The 18,221-nt window shown below is 69.8% G+C and carries 8 protein-coding genes; all 8 read left to right on the top strand.

The genetic code is table 11. From position 1 onward, the window contains the following. Nucleotides 1–14 precede the first annotated feature (14 nt). Genes MJO54_RS08550 through MJO54_RS08585 form a run of 8 tightly spaced genes read left to right on the top strand, consistent with a single transcriptional unit; the run spans nt 15 to nt 18,221 of the window. Entirely contained in the window at nt 15–761 is a 747-nt protein-coding gene (locus MJO54_RS08550) for a thioesterase II family protein (RefSeq protein WP_046283712.1), read from the top strand. After that, nucleotides 754–2,079 carry a beta-ketoacyl [acyl carrier protein] synthase domain-containing protein gene (locus MJO54_RS08555; RefSeq protein WP_046283711.1) on the top strand — a complete coding sequence of 442 codons (1,326 nt, stop codon included), beginning with the start codon at nt 754–756 and terminating at the stop codon, nt 2,077–2,079. The genes MJO54_RS08550 and MJO54_RS08555 overlap by 8 nt, the downstream gene beginning before the upstream one ends. Continuing rightward, nucleotides 2,073–5,069 carry an SDR family NAD(P)-dependent oxidoreductase gene (locus MJO54_RS08560; RefSeq protein ID WP_105295129.1) on the top strand — a complete coding sequence of 999 codons (2,997 nt, stop codon included), beginning with the start codon at nt 2,073–2,075 and terminating at the stop codon, nt 5,067–5,069. Before MJO54_RS08555 ends, MJO54_RS08560 begins: the two co-directional genes overlap by 7 nt. After that, nucleotides 5,062–11,778, top strand: coding sequence for a non-ribosomal peptide synthetase (locus MJO54_RS08565; RefSeq protein ID WP_105295128.1), 6,717 nt, complete (start codon nt 5,062–5,064; stop codon nt 11,776–11,778). The genes MJO54_RS08560 and MJO54_RS08565 overlap by 8 nt, the downstream gene beginning before the upstream one ends. Further along, entirely contained in the window at nt 11,775–16,178 is a 4,404-nt protein-coding gene (locus MJO54_RS08570) for a non-ribosomal peptide synthetase (RefSeq protein ID WP_046283876.1), read from the top strand. The genes MJO54_RS08565 and MJO54_RS08570 overlap by 4 nt, the downstream gene beginning before the upstream one ends. Further along, nucleotides 16,175–17,455, top strand: coding sequence for an NADPH-dependent L-lysine N(6)-monooxygenase MbtG (gene mbtG / locus MJO54_RS08575; RefSeq protein ID WP_046283877.1), 1,281 nt, complete (start codon nt 16,175–16,177; stop codon nt 17,453–17,455). The genes MJO54_RS08570 and mbtG overlap by 4 nt, the downstream gene beginning before the upstream one ends. Then, entirely contained in the window at nt 17,436–17,666 is a 231-nt protein-coding gene (locus MJO54_RS08580) for an MbtH family protein (protein WP_046283878.1), read from the top strand. The genes mbtG and MJO54_RS08580 overlap by 20 nt, the downstream gene beginning before the upstream one ends. A 36-nt stretch (nt 17,667–17,702) precedes the next feature. Further along, entirely contained in the window at nt 17,703–18,221 is a 519-nt protein-coding gene (locus tag MJO54_RS08585) for an MTB12 family secreted protein (protein ID WP_064888278.1), read from the top strand.

Consider the following 18,221-nt stretch of genomic DNA (forward strand, 5'->3'; position numbering starts at 1 on the left):
TGCGAGGGGATCGGATGGCCGTCGACGACACCTCGGCCGTCGCGCAGTTCCCATCCTGGATGGGCCGCTTTCCCGGCCCTGGCGCCCCCACTCTGGTCTTCCCGCACGCCGGCGGAACCGCGGTCAACTACCGCCCGCTGGCGCTGGCCCTGGCCGCCGGTGCCGACACCTACGTCATGCAGTATCCGCAGCGTGCCGACCGTTTCCGTGAGCCGGCAGCCGAAACCCTGCCGGAGTTGGCCCGCAGCCTGTTCGACGCCGCGCCTTGGCGCCAGCTCGGACCGCTGCGCCTGTTCGGCCACAGCATGGGCTCGTTGGTCGCCTTCGAGTTCGCCCGGCTCGCCGAAGAGCGCGGCATCGAGATTCAACGACTGTGGGCTTCGGCGGCCCCGGCGCCCGGCGTGGTGGCCGGGCTGCGCAAGGTGCCCACCGGAGATGCCGACCTGCGCGCCGAACTCACCCAGCTGGGCGGCACCGACCCGCGAATCCTGGCCGATGAGGAGTTCCTCACCCTGCTGCTGACCCCGGTGCGCTCGGACTACCTGGCCTTCAACCGTTACCAGTGCGCACCCGATGCCACCATTCGCGCCGACATCACTGTGCTGGGCGGGCGCTCCGATGACCGGGTCGGCGCCGACCTGCTGGAACGCTGGGCCGACCACACCACCGGCGCCTGGTCGATGTCGCTGTACGACGGCGGGCACTTCTATCACTACGAGCACATCGAGACCTTGGCGAAGCGGATCATCGCCGATGAATGATCGGCGCGAGGACCCGGTCGTCATCACCGGCCTCGGCGTCGAGGCGCCCGGTGGGATCGACACCGCCGAGCAGTACTGGTCACTACTGGCCGACGGGCGCGAGGCGCTGAGCACCATCCCCGAAGACCGCGACTGGGCCGTGCGCGAACTCATCGAGGGGTCGCATCGCGATGGCTTCAAGCCGATCTGCAACGCGGGCGGATTCCTGTCCGGTGCCGCCGAATTCGACCCCGGGTTCTTCGGTATCGCACCACGCGAGGCCGTCGCGATGGACCCGCAGCAGCGGGTGGCACTGCGGGTGGCCTGGCGCGCCCTGGAAGATGCCGGCATCAATCCCGACGAGCTCACCGGCCATGACGTCGGCGTGTACCTCGGTGCGTCGGTCACCGGCTATGGCCCGGACATGGCGCAGTTCAGCGCGCACAGCGGTCACCTGCTGCCCGGCACCGCACTGTCGGTGATCTCCGGCCGGATCGCCTACACCCTGGGCCTGGCCGGCCCGGCGATCACCGTCGACACCTCCTGCTCGTCCGCGCTGTCCGCGTTGCACCTGGCGGTGCAGGCGATTCAGACCGGTGACACGGATATGGCGCTCGCGGGCGGGGTGTGCGTGATGGGCTCGCCCGGCTTCTTCGTCGAGTTCTCCAAGCAGCACGCGCTCTCCGACGACGGCCATTGCCGGCCCTACAGTGCCGCCGCCACCGGAACGGTGTGGGCCGAAGGCGCTGGAATCTTTGTGCTGCAACGAAAATCAGCAGCGCTGCGCGACCGCCGCCACATCTACGGCGAGATCATGGCCAGCCGGCTCAACCAGGACGGTCACACCACCGGCCTGCTCACTCCCAGCGAAGCGGCCCAGCAGCGACTGTTCCGCCACGCCCTGGCCGACGCCGGCGTGCACCCCAGCCAGGTCGGGATGATCGAGGGCCACGGAACCGGAACCCGCGTCGGTGACCCGGTAGAGCTGCGCTCGCTGATCAGCGTCTACGGCACCGACACGACGGCCGGCGTCGGACCGCGGCTCGGCTCAGTCAAATCCAACATCGGGCATACCCAGGCCGCGGCCGGGGCACTCGGGTTGACCAAAGTGCTGCTGGCCGCCGAGCATCAGGCGATCCCGCCAACCCTGCACGTGCGCGACGGCTGGCACGACGGCATCGACTGGGACGGTCACGGAATCACCCTGGCCGAAACCATCACCACCTGGCCGGCCAATGACGGCCGCCGAATCGGTTCGGTGTCGGCGTTCGGGATGAGCGGCACCAATGCGCATCTGATCGTCGGGGTGGACGACGTTTCCGGGGTCGTCCCGTGCTGAACAACCACCCGACCACCTTGCCCGACGGCCGGATCCCCGTGCTGATCTCGGCACACGCCCGCGACTTGGTGGCCGCCGAGGCCGGCGGCCTGGCGCGTTACCTGCAGACCCACCCCGCCGGGGTCGCGGCCGTCGCCCAGACCCTGCGGGCCACCCGCCCGGTGCGCCGCTACCGCGCGGTGATCCGCGCCCGCGACACCGCCGAGCTCATTGCCGGCCTCGACGCCGTCTACCGCGGCGTCGAACACCCGCTGGTGGCTGGGTCGCATCAGCCCGAGACCGCGCGCACCGCCTTCGTATTCCCCGGCCAGGGGAATCAATGGCCCGGTATGGGAGCCGAGCTGCTCGGCGTCGCGGCGTACCGCGCCGAGGCGGACCGCTGCCATGAGGCCTTCGTGCGCGCCGGTCACGCCTCGCCGCTGAGCTACCTGCGCGGCACCGATGACGCCGATCCGGTGGTTCAGCGAGGCTCGACGCAGGAGAGCCGAAGCTGGGACCGCCGCACAGATCCCGTGGTGGTCCAGGCTGCCCAATTCACCCACGCCGCGGCGTTGGCCGCCACCTGGCGGCATTTCGGCGTGCTGCCCGACATCACCGTCGGCCACAGCCTCGGGGAGGTGGCCGCCGCCTACACCGCCGGCGTGGTGGACTTGGACGCCGCCGTGGCGGTGGTGGCCGCACGGGCGCAACTGACCGACCTGCTTGCCGCCAACGCGCCGGTCCGGTTCGGCATGGCGATGATCGCGCTGAACGTCGACGCCGCCGCCGACCTCATCGCCGCCACCCCTGGCTGGGTGGAGCTCTCGGTGGTCAACGGCCCCGAATCGGTGGTGGTGTCCGGCGAGTGGCCGGCCATACAGCAGATTCTGGACGCCGCCGGCCGGCGTGGCGTGTTCGCCCGCGAACTGCCGGTGCGCTACCCGGCGCACACCAGCGCCCTGGAGCCGCTGCGAGACCAGCTGACCGGGCAGCTTCCCGACGCGCAATTCCACAGCGCCCCGGTGGAATTCATCGGATCGGTGTACGGCGGCCCGATCCCTCCCGCCGCAACGTTCCGGCACTACTGGTTCGACAATCTGCGCCGGCAGGTCCGGTTCGACTTGGCCGCGGCCGCCGCGGTGGCGCGCGGCGTCACCACGTTCATCGAGATGTCGGCGCACCCGACTCTGCTGGTGGCGCTCGGCGACTCCGTCGGTGCCGCCCAGGTGCTGGGCAGTACCGACCGTGACCAGCCGGCCGGTGAGGCGCTGGCAGCCAACATCGCCGCCGCGGCGATTGCCGACCCGGGCTACCGCTGGCGAGATTTCGCCCCGCCGGATGCTCCTGCGCTGCTGCGGCATTTCCCGCACGCACCGATGCACACCAGCCGGCTGTGGGCCGGCACGGAGACGTCTGTGCCGCGCCATCGGATGCCGGTGGTCATGAGGGAAAGCTGGCTGCCGGTCACTGAGCCGCAGCAGCGGCCCGCGCGGGTGGCCGTCGTCGACTATGCCGGGCAATCAGCTGAGCTGACCGCGCAATTGGCGGCGGCACTGGACGCCGAAGTGGTCGGCCCCGCCGACGCCGAGTTCCTGGTTCTGGTGGCTCCGCTCGCCGACGCGGTCGACATCACCACGGCAACAACCGAGTTCGCCGGTCACGCGGCCAGCCAGAGCATTGTTCAGCCCGGACAGAACTGCCGCCGGGTATGGCTGGTCACCCGCGGCGCCGAGCAACTCGACGCCGATCCGTCACCGCGCCCCGGTGGCGCCGCGCTGGCCGCGCTGCACCGCAGCATCGGATTCGACTACCCCGATCAGACGTTCGCGCACCTGGACCTGCCGGTGCAGCCCACCGCCGCAGACCTGCGAGCCGCTGGCGCCGCACTCCAGTTGACCGAAACCGAGGTCGCGGTGCGCGCCGGGAACCTGGCAACCCGCCGGTTCGTCGAGTCCACCACCGCCGCAACGGCGCCGACGGTCCCAGAGACCGTGGTGATCAGCGGCGGAACCGGCGCGATCGGATTGGCCTACGCGGCGTTCTGCGCCGACCACGGCGCCCGCGACATCATCCTGCTCAGCCGCAGCGGGGCAAACGATGAGACGACGCCGCAATTGGATGCGCTGCGTGCGCGTACCGGGGCGCGCATCACCGCGATCCGCTGCGAGATCACCGATGACGCTGCAGTCGCGGCGGTCATTGCGCAATATCGACCGGTACCGGCTGGGTTGCTGGTGCATACCGCGTCGGCAGAGGCCGTGGCCGCGTCGAATATTACGGCCGAGGCAGTGCGGGACGCGTTCGGCGCCAAAGTGATCGGACTGGACAACCTGGCACGGCACTGGCCGCTGGACGCCGATGCACGCGTGTTGGTCTGCTCTTCGGTACTGGCGCTGTGGGGTGGCTCGAGACACGGGCTCTACGCGGCGGCCAACCGGATGGCGGACACGTTGGTGGGACAGCTGCGGGCACAGGGCCTGGGCGCCACCTCCATCCGCTGGGGACTGTGGCGCAGCGTGGCCGTGGTCAGCGGCGAAGAGAAGGACCGGATCGCCCGAACCGGCCTCACCCCGATGGCCCCGGAGGCCGCGATCACCGCCGGACTCCTTGCCGCGTCGCACGACCCGGCGATCCTGGCCGCCGATTTCGACCGACTGGCGGTGTTCTTCGACAGCCAGGGCGTGCCCTCGCCGTTCGATGCCTCCCTGACCGCCGCGACGGCGGACGGGCAGGCCGATCGCCCGATCGGCGAGGTGGTGGCCGACGAGCTGGTGACGGTGCTCGGCCTGGAAGGCCCCGACGACATCGACATGCACCGGGCCCTGGTCGACCTCGGCCTGGATTCACTTCTCGCACTGGACCTGCGCAAGCGCTTGGGGCGGGCCACCGGCCTGCGCGTGGCGCTCGGTCCACTGCTGGCTGGAATGACCGGAGCCCAGCTGACGGCGACGCTGACGGATGACGCAGCGCCCGCCGCGGTTACGGAAAGGACTGTGTTCACCCATGACTGACACCGGCGGTTTAGCGAGGCTCGACGAAGGAGAGGCGAAGCTGGAATCGCCGCATGACACCGGCGGTTTAGCGAGGCTCGACGAAGGAGAGGCGAAGCTGGAATCGCCGCATGACACCGGCGGTTTAGCGAGGCTCGACGACGGAGAGGCGAAGCTGGAATCGCCGCGTGACACCGTCGACCAGGCGACCGACGCCAACGAGCTGCGGCTGGAGCTGCTGCGCCGCCGTCTCGCTGAACGTGGGCTGGCCGCAGCATCTGCCGAGCCACAGACCGGGACGGCCAACGGGTCTGGGCCGCTGACCATGAGCGACGGACAGCGCCGCATGTGGTTCGTGCAGGCGATCGACCCGGACGGCGCCCTGGCCAACATCGCGGTCTCCTACCGTCTCACCGGTCCGCTGGACGGCGCCCGGCTGCAGGCCGCGCTGGCCGCGGTGGCCGCGCGCCATCCGGTGCTGCGTACCGTCTATGCCGTCGACGACGCGGGCGAACCGCACCCGGTGATCGCCGAGGTCACGCCCGGCTTTGCCACACACGACCTGTCCGACCTCGCCGAACAGGCCCGCGCGCTGCGCCTGGAAGTCTTGGCCCAGCGTGAATTCGGCACCTCGTTCCGGCTGGACTCCGATGCCCCGCTGCGGCTCACCCTGGTCCGGGTCGCACCAGACGAACACATCCTGCTGTTGGTGGCCCACCACATCGCCTGGGACGACGACTCCTGGGCGGTGTTCTTCGCCGACCTCACGGCCGCCTATACCGACCCCGACCAGTTCGCCACCCGCGCCCCGGTACCGCACCCCGCCGCTGCGGCGGGTTCCGGCCACGAAGCCGAACTGAAGTACTGGCGCACCCTGCTGGCCGACCCGCCGGATCCGCTGGAGCTGCCCGGCCCGCACGGCTCGGCGATACCCAGCACGCTGCGCGCCGGCTTGTGCACCCGTACCCTGCCGGCGGAGTTGATGTCAGACATCACCGATCTGGCACGCAGCAACGGCGCCACGCCCTACATGGTGATCGCCGCGGCGCTGTCCGCCCTGATCCACCGCTATACCGCCACCGACGACTTCCTCATCGCCTCACCGGTGCTCAACCGCACCGCCGGTACCGAAGGGGCCATTGGCTACTTCGGCAACACCGTGGTGCTGCGCGCGAAGGTTGACGCTGCTGCCCGGTTCAGCGACCTGCTGGCCCAAACCCGCGACGCCGCCCTGGGGGCCTTCGGCCACCAGGGCATCAACCTGGACCGGGTGGTGCGCGAACTGAACCCGGATCGCCGGCACGGGGGAGTGGAACGACTTACCCGGCTCAGCTTCGGTTTCCGCTCGACGCAGGGGGGCGGCTTCCAGCCGGACGGGATCACCTGCAGCCGAGCCGATTACCGCGGCAAGATCGCCCAGCTGCCGCTGGGAATCATGGTGGAGGCCGGTGCTGACGGCGCGCTGATCGAGGCCGAATACCTGCACGACGTGCTCGATGAGGCATTGGTCGAGCAGTTGCTGCGCCATCTGGTGCAGCTACTGACGGCCGCCGTGGCACAGCCTGACAAGACCGTCGGCGAGCTGGACATGCTCGGCGCTGACGACCGGGCCTGGCTGGACGCGGTCTCCCGCGGACCCGACTTCGCCCCGCCCGCAGAGGCGCCGGCCACCCTGGGCTCGCTGGTGGCCGACCGGGCCGCGGCCACCCCGAACGCCATCGCCGTCGTCGACGACCACGGCCGGTACAGCTACGCCGAGATCAACGCACGCGCCAACCGGATCGCACACCACCTGATCGCGGCGGGCATCGGCACCGAGGACAAGGTCGCGGTGCTGTTCGGCCGCTCGACGGAGCTGGTCGTGACCGCCCTGGGCATCGCCAAAGCCGGCGCTGCCTACGTTCCCGTCGACCCCGAATACCCGCCGGACCGCATCGAATTCATCCTCGGTGACGCCCGGCCGTCGATCGTATTGCGGGAACCGCTGACCGACGACGAGCTGGCCGGCCGGCCTGACACCGACCCGACGGACGCCGACCGGGTGCGCCCGCTGCGTTCGGAGAACCTCGCCTACCTCATCTACACCTCGGGCTCGACCGGATTGCCCAAGGGCGTCGAGGTATCCCACGCCCCGATCACCGAGTACCTGGTCTGGTTCGGCGGCGAATACGGCATCGACGACACCGACGTTCTGCTGCAGGTCGCCTCGCCGAGCTTCGACGTGTCGATCGGCGAACTGTTCGGCACCCTGGGAAACGGTGCCCGGCTGGTGATTCCGCGCCCGGACGGACTCCGCGACATCGGCTACCTGACCGATCTGCTGCAGCGCGAAGGCGTCACGGCCATGCACTTCGTGCCGTCGCTGCTGGGCCTGTTCCTGTCGCTGCCCGGCGTGAACCAGTGGCGCACCCTGCGGCGCATCCCGATCGGTGGCGAACCGCTGCCGGGTGAACTCGCGGACAAGTTCCACGCCACCTTCGACGCCCTGCTGCACAACTTCTACGGCCCCACCGAGACCGTGGTGAACTCGTCTCGACACAAGGTGGAAGGCCCGCAGGGCAACCGGATCGTGCCGATCGGCAGCCCGAACATCAACACCACCATGTGGCTACTCGACGATGCGCTGCAGCCGGTGCCGGTCGGGGTGATCGGCGAGATCTACATCGGCGGAACGCATGTGGCCCGCGGCTACTTCGACCGTCCCGGCCTGACCGCCGAGCGATTCGTCGCCGACCCGTGGACGCCCGGCCAGCGGCTGTACCGCACCGGTGATCTGGCCCGCCGCAACGCTGCCGGCGACCTGGAATTCATCGGCCGCGCCGACGACCAGGTCAAGGTCCGGGGCTTCCGGATCGAACTCGGCGAGGTGGCTTCGGCCATCTCGGTGGACCCCAGCGTCGGCCAGTGCGTGGTCGTGGTTTCGGACCTTCCGGGGTTGGGCCGCAGCCTGGTCGCCTACCTGACCCCGGCCGGCCCGGGCGCCGGCGAAGACACCGTCGAGATCCCGCGGATCCGGGCCCGAGTGGCCGCGGCGTTGCCGGAATATATGGCGCCGGCGGCCTACGTGGTGGTCGACGACATCCCGATCACCGCGCACGGCAAGATCGACCGGGCCGCGCTGCCCGACCCGCAGCCAATCGAGAGTACGCCCTACCGGGAGCCGCAGACCGACACCGAACACGTGGTGGCGCAACTGTTCGCCCAACTGCTCTCCCGCGACAAGGTGGGCGCCGACGACTCGTTCTTCGACCTCGGCGGCCACTCGCTGCTGGCCACCAAACTGGTCGCGGCGATCCGCGCTCGCTGCGAGGTGGAGATCGGTATCCGGGAGATCTTCGAGGCCAGTACGGTGGCCCGACTGGCCGCCGCGATCGACCGGGCCCCGACCGCACAGCCGGGCGAGAACGGGGCCGGGCGACCGCCGCTGGTCGCGGTACCGCGCTCCGGTGATCTCCCGGTCTCGGCGTCGCAGCTGCGGACCTGGTTCGCCTACCGACTGGACCCCAGTGCCACCGGCGACAACATTCCGCTGTCGGCCCGGCTGACCGGCCCCTGCGACACAGCCGCGCTGACCGCGGCGATCGGTGACATGGTGGCCCGCCACGACAGTCTGCGCACCACGTTCCGTGAGATCGACGGTCTGCCGCATCAGGTCATCAACGCCCCCGCAGCGGTACCGGTGACCGAACTGCAGTGTCCCGAAACCGATCCGGCTGCCGTCGCGGCATGGACGCGAGCCCGACTCGACGAGCAGCGCGGCACCGCGTTCGACCTGGAACGGGATTGGCCGATTCGGGCGGCACTGCTGCACCTGCCCGGCAACGAACGGGTGCTGTCCCTGGTGGTGCACCACATCGCCGCCGACCATTGGTCGGTCGAGGTGCTCTTCACCGACCTGCTGATCGCCTACCGGTCCCGCGCCGCCGGCTCCGCGCCGGGATGGGAGCCGCCGGCGTTGCAGTACGCGGACTTCGCGCACTGGCAGGGCGAACTGCTGCGTGACGAGTCCGGTCTGATCGAGGCGCAACGCCGCTACTGGATCGAGCAACTGGCCGGCATGGCCGACGACACCGGGCCGCGGCCCGACTTTCCGCGGCCCGCCACCGCCAACGGCTCCGGCGACTCGGTCGCATTCACCGTCCCACCGCAAGTACGAGCAGGGTTGGCGGCATTGGCCCGCGAGACCGGCGCCACCGAGTTCATGGTGGTCCAGTCCGCGGTCGCGGTGCTGCTGCATCTGGCCGGCAGCGGTGACGACATCCCGCTCGGGGTGCCGATCGCCGGGCGCACCGACAACGCACTGGACAACCTGGTCGGGTTCTTCGTCAACATCGTGGTGCTGCGAAACCAGTTGTCCGGCAACCCGACACTGCGCGAGGTGGTGACCCGGGCGCGGGAAACCGCGCTGGGCGCCTACGCGCATGCCGACCTGCCGTTCGACCGGCTGGTGGAGGCGCTTAACCCGGTCCGCACGCTGTCGCGTAACCCGCTGTTCCAGGTGGTGGTCCACGTCCGCGAGGCAGCCGACGTCACCCACGTCATCGATAGCGGGCGCAACGACGTTGAAGGCGATCTGGTCTTCCGCACCGTGATGCCCACATTCGACATCGCCCACGCCGACCTGTCGGTGAATCTGTTCACCACAGCGGACTCCGATGGGGAAGGCTACGACGGACATCTGATCTACCGCACCGACCTCTACGAGCGTGCCACCGTGCAGCGACTGGCCGACTGGCTGGGCCGGGTGCTGGCGACCATGGCAGGCGATCCGGGACGGGCGCTGCGCGACATCAGCCTGGTCGACGATGAGCAACGCGAGCGCATCCTGCACCAGTGGAGCCGCGGTGCCGAGATTCCCGCGGGAGATCCGCAAACCATCGCCGACGTGCTGGCGCCCAGCCGCAGCTTCGACGGCGTCGCCGTGCGATGCGCCGGAGCCGAGCTCACCTATCCGCAGCTGCATTCCCGCTCCGATCGGCTTGCTGAGCTGTTGATCGCCGCCGGCGTGGAACCCGGAACCCTGGTGGGTCTTTCGGTGCGCCGCGACCTGGATCTGCCGGTGGCGCTGGTCGGCATCATGAAGGCCGGCGCCGGCTATTTCCCGCTGGACCCGAGCTATCCGCGCCAGCGTCTCGAGTTCATGATCGACGACGTCGCGCCCAAGGTGGTCCTGGTCAGCGACGGCACCCGGGATGCGATTCCGGCCAGCGACGGTGTCACGCTGCTGTGCCTGGATGACGCCGACGTGCAGGAGGAGCTGGCCAAAGGCACTGTCGGGCTGGGCCTTCCGGTGCCGCACCCCGATGACCCGATGTACCTGGTGTTCACCTCCGGCTCTACCGGTATGCCCAAGGGCGTGCTCGGCACCCACCGGTCGATGAGCGCACGCCTGAACTGGCAGATCGCCCACTATCCGGTCAGTGGTGAGGACATCCGGCTGGCCCAGTCGTCGATGACGTTCCTGGAAGGCGGCATGGAGATGCTGGCCGGGCTGGCTGCCGGGGCGACGCTGATTCTGGCCGACGACAACGAATTCCGTAATCCCGAGGCACTGGCACGGCTGATCGTGGACGAGCGGGTGGCGCAGGTGACCGCGGTGGCGAGCCTGATCTCGGTGCTGGTCGACTCTGCACCCGAGGCCGTGCGCGGTCTGAGCCGCCTGGTGTGCAGCGGCGAGCCCGTCTCGGCGGACCTGCTGGCCCGGCTCGGCGGGGCGCTCGACCCGGATGCTCAACTGCTCAACAACTTCGGTGCCACCGAAACCTCGGGTGCAGTGGTGCGCGGGGAACTGGAGCCGCCCACACCGAAACTGGGCCGTCCCACACCCGGATCGCAGGCCTACCTCCTCGACGACGCGTTGCAGCCGGTGCCGCCCGGGGTGGTCGGCGAGGTCTACTACGCGGGCCCGCAGATCGTCCGCGGCTACTGGAAGCGGCCGGGCCTGACCTCGACCCGCTTCGTCGCCAACCCCTTCTCCAAGACGCCCGGCGACCGGCTCTACCGCAGTGGCGACCGGGCGCGCTGGACCGTCGACGGTGTGTTGGAGTTTGTTGGCCGCACCGACCACCAGGTCAAGGTGCGTGGCTTCCGGGTGGAGCTTGCCGAGGTCGAGGCCGCGTTGCGTGGCGCACCGGGAGTGGCGACGGCCGCTGCTCGTACCTGGGAGCAGCGCGGTGTCACGACGCTGGCCGGCTACTTGGTGCCTGCGGCCCCGGTCGCCGACGCGGCGGAGTTCATCGCTTCGGTGCGTACGGCCGTGGCCGCGACGCTGCCGGGCTACATGGTCCCGTCATCGTTGACGGTGCTCGACGCCATGCCGTTGACAGACTCCGGGAAGCTGAACCGGCCCGCGCTGCCGCAGCCGGCGGTGGCCACCCGCGGGGAATCGGACCCACCGGTCACCGCCACCGAACAGACCCTGGTCGGAATCTGCGCCGAATTGTTGGGTGTGGCGGCAATCGGGCGCAGCGACGGCTTCTTCGAACTCGGTGGCGACAGCATCCTGTCGGTGCAGCTGGCCGCACGGGCGCGTGCGGCGGGGCTGGACGTCGACCCGCGGATGATCTTCGAGCACCCGACCTTCGCCGAATTGGCCGCCGCTGTCGACGCTGCGGCCGCGGCCGGTGGCACACCGGAAGCCGCCGACACGGCGTTTGAGCCGATGAGCGTCTCGGGTCTGAGCAGCGATGCACTGGCCGATCTGACCGCGGCATGGGGTGATTCGCCGTGACCGAGACCTCCCAGAGGGTTGCCCCGGCGATCGAGGACGTGCTGGCACTCTCCCCGCTGCAGCAGGGATTGTTCTCGCTGGCCAAACTCGCCACCGATGACGGGGGCGGGCGCGACGGTATCGACGTTTATACCGTGCAGTTCGTCATCGATATCGTCGGCGTCGTCGACCCCGGGCTGTTGCGCCGCAGTGCCGAGGCGATGCTGGCCCGGCATGCGAATCTGCGGGCGTCCTTCTGGGACGTCGACCTGCCGCACCCGGTGCAGATCATCCCGGCAACAGCGGTTCTTCCGTGGCGCGAGATCGAAGCTGCACCAAGCGAATTCGATGAGATCGCGCGCATCGAACGCACCACGAACTTCGACCTGGCCCGCGGACCGTTGCTGCGCTTCGTGCTGGCCCAATCCGCCCCCGAGCAGTACCGCCTGATCCTCACCGTGCACCACCTACTGATCGACGGGTGGTCGATGGCGGTGTTCTTCGACGAAATGGTGGCGATCTACCGCGCCGGCGGAGTCGACCCGCTGCCCGCCCCGCGCCCCTACCGCGACTACATCGGCTGGCTGACAAGCCAAGACACTGCCGCCGCGACACAACAGTGGCGCGAGTACCTGGCCCCGTTGAGCGCCCCGACCATGCTGGCCGGCGGAGAGCGCGCCGCGGTGGGCAGCGCAGTCCCGCAGACCCACGAGGTCGCGCTGGACAGCGAGGACACCGCGCGCCTGACCGCATGGGCCCGTCGGCACGGCTTGACACTGAACACAGTGCTGCAGTTCGCCTGGGCGGTGCTGCTCGGCCGCCTCACCGACCGGACCGACACGGCGTTCGGCGCGGTGGTGTCGGGCCGTCCCCAACAGCTCACCGGCGTCGAGACCATGGTCGGCCTGTTCATCAACACCGTCCCGGTGGCCGCGTCGACGCCGCCGCGCGCCGAGGTGGTCGCGACCTGTCAGGCGCTGCAACGCGATACCGCGGCAATGCGCGACCTGGGATACCTGAGTCTGTCGACGGTGCAGCGGGCCAGCAGCAAGGCGGTGTTCGACACCTTGCTGGTTTTCGAGAATGCTCCCATCGGCTCGGCGACGGCCGGGGTCACCACTGACGATGGGGTGCGCTTCATCCCGGTGACGGTGGAAAGCCTCACGCACTACCCGCTGACGCTGGTCAGCTACCCGCCCCGCGACGGCCGGCTCACCGTGCTGCTCGAGGCGATCCCAGATGCGCTGGGGGAGTTGTCGGTTCCGGATCTGGGGCAGCGGTTGTTGCAGGTGCTGCGCCAGCTTCCCGACCCGGCGCGGCCCCGCGTCGCCGACCTGGACGTGCTGCTGCCGCTCGAGCGGGCCCGCATCACCGATCCGGTGGACCGCCGCATAAGCCGCATAAGTCCGGCCACCTCGGTGCCCGCGCTGTTCGCCGCGGCCGCCGCAGCGCATCCGGACAGCCCGGCGCTCACCGGCGAGGACCGGAGCCTGACCTACGCCGAACTGGCGGCCGAATCCGCCGCGCTGGCGCGGGCGTTGGCCGGACGCGGGATCGGCCCCGAGGACCGGGTCGCGATTGCGCTGCCACGCTCGCTGGATTCGGTCATCGCGATCCTGGCGGTGCTGCAGGCCGGTGCGGCGTACGTTCCCGTCGACATCAACCTGCCGAAGGTGCGCATCGAATCGATTCTGCGCCAAGCCGGCCCGAAGATGACATTGACTGTCGACCTGCTAGACGAGTTGCGTGCCGAAGATGCGGTGCAGATCGCGACTTCGACTGCGATCCACCCCGACTCGGCCGCCTACGTGATCTTCACCTCCGGATCCACCGGAGAACCCAAGGGTGTCGTCGGCACTCACCGCGCGCTGGCGTCGTACTTCGCCGACCACCAGCAACGTATGTACGCGCCCGCCGTGGCGCGTCTGGGCCGGCCCCTGCGCGTCGCGCACGCCTGGTCACTGAGTTTCGACGCGAGCTGGCAGCCGCTGGTCGGCCTGCTGGGTGGTCAGTGCGTGCACCTGTTCTCCGCCGACGAGATGCGTGACGCCGAGGCGATCATCGACGGCATTCGGCGGCACCGACTGGACATGATCGACACCTCACCGTCGATGTTCACCCAACTGTTCGACGCCGGCCTGCTTGATGCCGCCTCCGATCACCGCCTGACTGTGCTGGCGCTCGGCGGCGAGGCGATCGCCCCGCACACCTGGGCGCGACTGCGTGCGGCGCCCTCGACGGCGGTTCACAACTGCTACGGACCCACCGAGACCACGGTGGAAGCCGTCGTCGCCGACGTCGCCGATACCGATGTCCCGGTGATCGGAGAAGCGGTGCGCGGCATGAGCGCCCACGTACTGGACTCTGCGCTGCGTGAAGTGCCCGATGGAGTGGCCGGCGAGCTGTACCTGGCTGGAGCGCAGGTCACCCGCGGCTATCTGGGCCGCGCCGGGGCGACCGCGGCCCGCTACATCGCCGACCCGTTCCGCACCGGCGGCCGGATGTATCGCACCGGGGACCTGGTCCGGCGCCGGACCGATGGCCGGCTGGTCTACCTCGGCCGCGCCGACGACCAGGTCAAGGTGCGCGGCTACCGGGTCGAGATCGCCGAAGTCGAGGCGGCGCTGGCCGCCGCGACCGGGGTGACTGCCGCGGCGGTCCTACCCGTGCAGGGGCCGACCGGAACCCAACTGGCCGGTTTCGTCACCGGCGCGCACGTGGACACCACCCGGGTACGCGCCGAGATCGGCACCCGGCTGCCGTCCTATCTGATACCTGCCCGGATCACCGCGGTGGAATCGATGCCGTTGACCGCCAACGGAAAACTGGACACCGAGGTACTGCTGACGCTGGCCGGTCCGTTCGTCGGCGGTGGGGTAGAGGCGGCCACCGACACCGAACGGGTCCTGGTGGAGCTGCTCGCCGAGGTGTTCGCCGGCCCCGAGGGCGCGGAAGGTGACGCCCCGGGTGTCGAGACCGATCTGCGCGAGCTGGGTTTGGACAGCATTGTTGCGCTGGCGATGGTGCGGGCAGCCCGTCGGCGCAACCTGCCGTTGCGTCCGCGGACCATCTTGAGCTGCAACACGATTCGGGATGTGGCTGCCGCCTTGGACCGCGAAGTGGCCGAAGCTGACGAAGCGGCTCAGCGCGACGGATCGCAGGCGGTCGACGGGCCGATTCCGCTGCTGCCGGCCGGCCGCTGGCTCTACCAATACGGCAACCCGCGCCGGTTGGGGCAGGTCGAAGCGATTCGGCTGCCCGACGACACCGAACCGGAGCAGCTGCGGGCTGCCCTGGCCGCGATCGTCACCGCGCACCCGTTGTTGCGTGCCCGACTCGACCCGGCCGAGCTGACGCTGTACCCGATCGAGCCCGTCGATGTCCTGACCGAGGTCATGGTCGAGGCGGTCGACCTTTCGGTGGTCACCGAGCACGGCACCCGACTGTTGGAGAGCCTGGATCCGGAGAACGGAGTCATGCTGCGCGCGGTGTGGCTGCGCGCGCCCGACAGCGCGGGCGTGCTGATGCTGTGCGGGCACGTGGTGGCACTGGACCCGGTGTCGTGGCAGGTGATCCTGGGTGAACTGCATGCCGCGCTGGCCGGGGCGGATCCGCTGCCGGAGCGCAGCGGCTACCGGCGCTGGGCGGCCGCACTGAACGAGCGTGCGCAGAGCCTGGACACGGTGGACTTCTGGGCCGATCAGCTGGCCGGCGCCGACCCGGATCTGGGTGCTCGGCGGGTCGACCCAACGCGTGATCGCGCCGGTGATCTCACCGTGTCGGTGACCGTCGCCGACCCGGAGCTCACCGCCGCGCTGTCGGCCTTGCCGGTTCCGATGCATGACCTCCTGGTCGCGGCGGCCGCGCGGATGGTCACCGCCTGGCGGGCCCGCCGCGGGCAGACCGGTGCGACACCGCTGCTGGGCCTGGAGACCCATGGGCGCGCCGAGGAGGTCGTGACCGGCGTCGACACCGCCGACATCGCCGGTCTGTTGTCCGCCATTTATCCGCTGCGGGTGGTTCAGGCCGACCCGGACGGGGTGGCGCGCGCACTGGCCGACATCCCGGGCGGTGGAATCGACTACGGGCTGTTGGCCTACCTGCGTGCCGACACCGCCGAGCGGCTGGCGGCTCAGCCGGGGCCGCAGGTGCTGCTGAACTACCTGGGCCGAGTCGACCGGGCCGGTGGCGGACCGGCCGTGGCCCCCGACCTGATCGCCGGGCTGCCGTCGGTGCCCGAACCCGGTCAGGCGGTACGCCACGAGCTGAGCATCTTCGCCGCGGTGGCCGACCTTGGGGCGGGACAGGCGCTGATGACCCAGTGGCGCACGTTGCCCGATATTCTCGGCGACGCCGAGATCACGGCACTGCAAGAGCTGTTCGCCGACAGCCTGCGCGACCTGGTGGAGGAACTGCGATGAGCACACTTGCGGTGGTGGGCGCCGGAGCCAAGGCGGTCGCGGTGGCCGCGAAGGCCGCGGCATTGCGCGAGATGGGCGTCGCCGCACCGGATGTGGTCGCCGTCGAACGCACCGAGGTCGCCGCCAACTGGCGCGCCTCCGGCGGCTGGACCGATGGTGCGCACCGGCTGGGCACCAGCCCGGAGAAGGACGTCGGCTTCCCGTACCGCTCGGCATTGGTGGCCGGCCGCAACGCCGAACTCGACGAGCGTATGACCCGCTATGGCTGGCAGTCCTATCTGATCGCCACCGGCCAGTTCGCCGAATGGGTCGACCGTGGCCGGCCCGCCCCCACCCATCTGCGGTGGAGTCAGTACCTGCGCTGGGTGGCCCAGGCGGTGCAACTCAACGTGATTCCCGGCGAGGTAGAGCGGCTGGGAGTGGACGGCGCCGGTTGGGTGCTGCACACCCGCGAAACCAAAGTCGCCGCAGACGCGGTGATGATCACCGGCCCGGGGCAAGCCGAGAAGTCGATCCTGCCCGGCAACCCACTGGTGCTCTCCATCGCGCAGTTCTGGCACCGGGCTGCGGCCGACCGGATCAGCGCCGAGCGCGTCGCCGTCATCGGCGGCGGCGAGACCGCGGCATCGATGCTCAATGAGCTTTTCCGGCACCGGGTTTCAACGATCACCGTGATCTCCCCACAGGTGACTCTGTTCACCCGGGGGGAGGGGTTCTTCGAGAACGCCCTGTTCTCCGATCCGACCGACTGGACCGCGCTGACCTTGGCAGAGCGGCGAGATGCGTTGGCCCGCACCGACCGCGGCGTGTTCTCGGCCCGGGTGCAGGATGCGCTGCTGGCCGACGACCGGATTCGCCACCTGCGGGGCCGGGTCGCGCACGCGGTGGCCCGCGACGGCCGAATCCGACTCACGCTGAGCACCAACCGCGGCGGTGAGAACTTCGAGACCGTGCACGGTTTCGACCTCGTCATCGACGGCTCCGGTGCCGACCCGCTGTGGTTCGTGTCGCTGTTCGGCCAGGACACCTTGGATCTGCTCGAGCTGGGCCTGGGCGGGCCGCTTTCCGGCGACCGGCTGGCCGAGGCGATCGGGCATGACTTGGCGGTCGCGGACGTGACCCCGAAGCTTTTTCTACCCAACTTGGCAGGTCTCACCCAGGGACCCGGCTTTCCGAACCTGAGCTGCTTGGGACTGCTGTCCGACCGGGTGCTGGGCGCCCACCTTTCTGCTGCGCCACCGATACCGAGGAGATCCGATGAGCACCAATCCCTTTGACGACGAAAGCGGCAGCTTCTACGTGCTGGCCAATGACGAGGAGCAGTACAGCCTGTGGCCGACGTTCGCCAATGTTCCCGCCGGGTGGCGAGTGGTCTACGGGGGTGAACAGGGCGCCGACCGTGCGGCCTGTCTGGAGTACGTCGAGCAGCACTGGAACGACCTGCGGCCCAAGAGTCTTCGTGATGCCATGGCGGCCGAACGGGCGTAGCCTGACTCCGGTATCCGTCGTTGAAAAGGGGGAACCGTGACTGGCAGGCTTTTACTGCTGAGCGCTGCGGCGCTGGCTGCGATCGGAGTGTCCGGGGTGTTCGGGGGAGGCGTCGCCTCCGCAGAACCGGCGGCACCGCAGGACTCCGTGGCTGGTGCACCCGTCCCGCTGGAGCCCGCTCCGGCACCGCCGGCGCCCTCGGGTGTGCCGCTGCCCACAACCGGTGAGGTGTCGGGGATGCTGACCAGGCTCAGCGACGCCGGCATCGGCTACAAGGAGAAGGCCGACCTGGTCGAGAACGGCATCACCCAGCACGAAGGCCACGGGCTCGACAGCGAGCTGCGTAAGGCATACCGCGACGGCGAGCTGCCCTACAACTTCGACGTGATCAACGTCGTGCAGACCGGCGAGGGTCAGGGGCTGGCCAACGTCACCATCTCTGGCCCCAAGATGCCTGCTCCGCAGACCATCCCGCTGCAGCTCGTCGACCAAGGCCGTTGGGTGCTCTCGCACGACTCGGCGACGCAGCTGATGCAGATCATGGCGGCCCACTAG

This window comes from Mycolicibacter virginiensis, from assembly GCF_022374935.2.
Classification (GTDB): domain Bacteria; phylum Actinomycetota; class Actinomycetes; order Mycobacteriales; family Mycobacteriaceae; genus Mycobacterium; species Mycobacterium virginiense.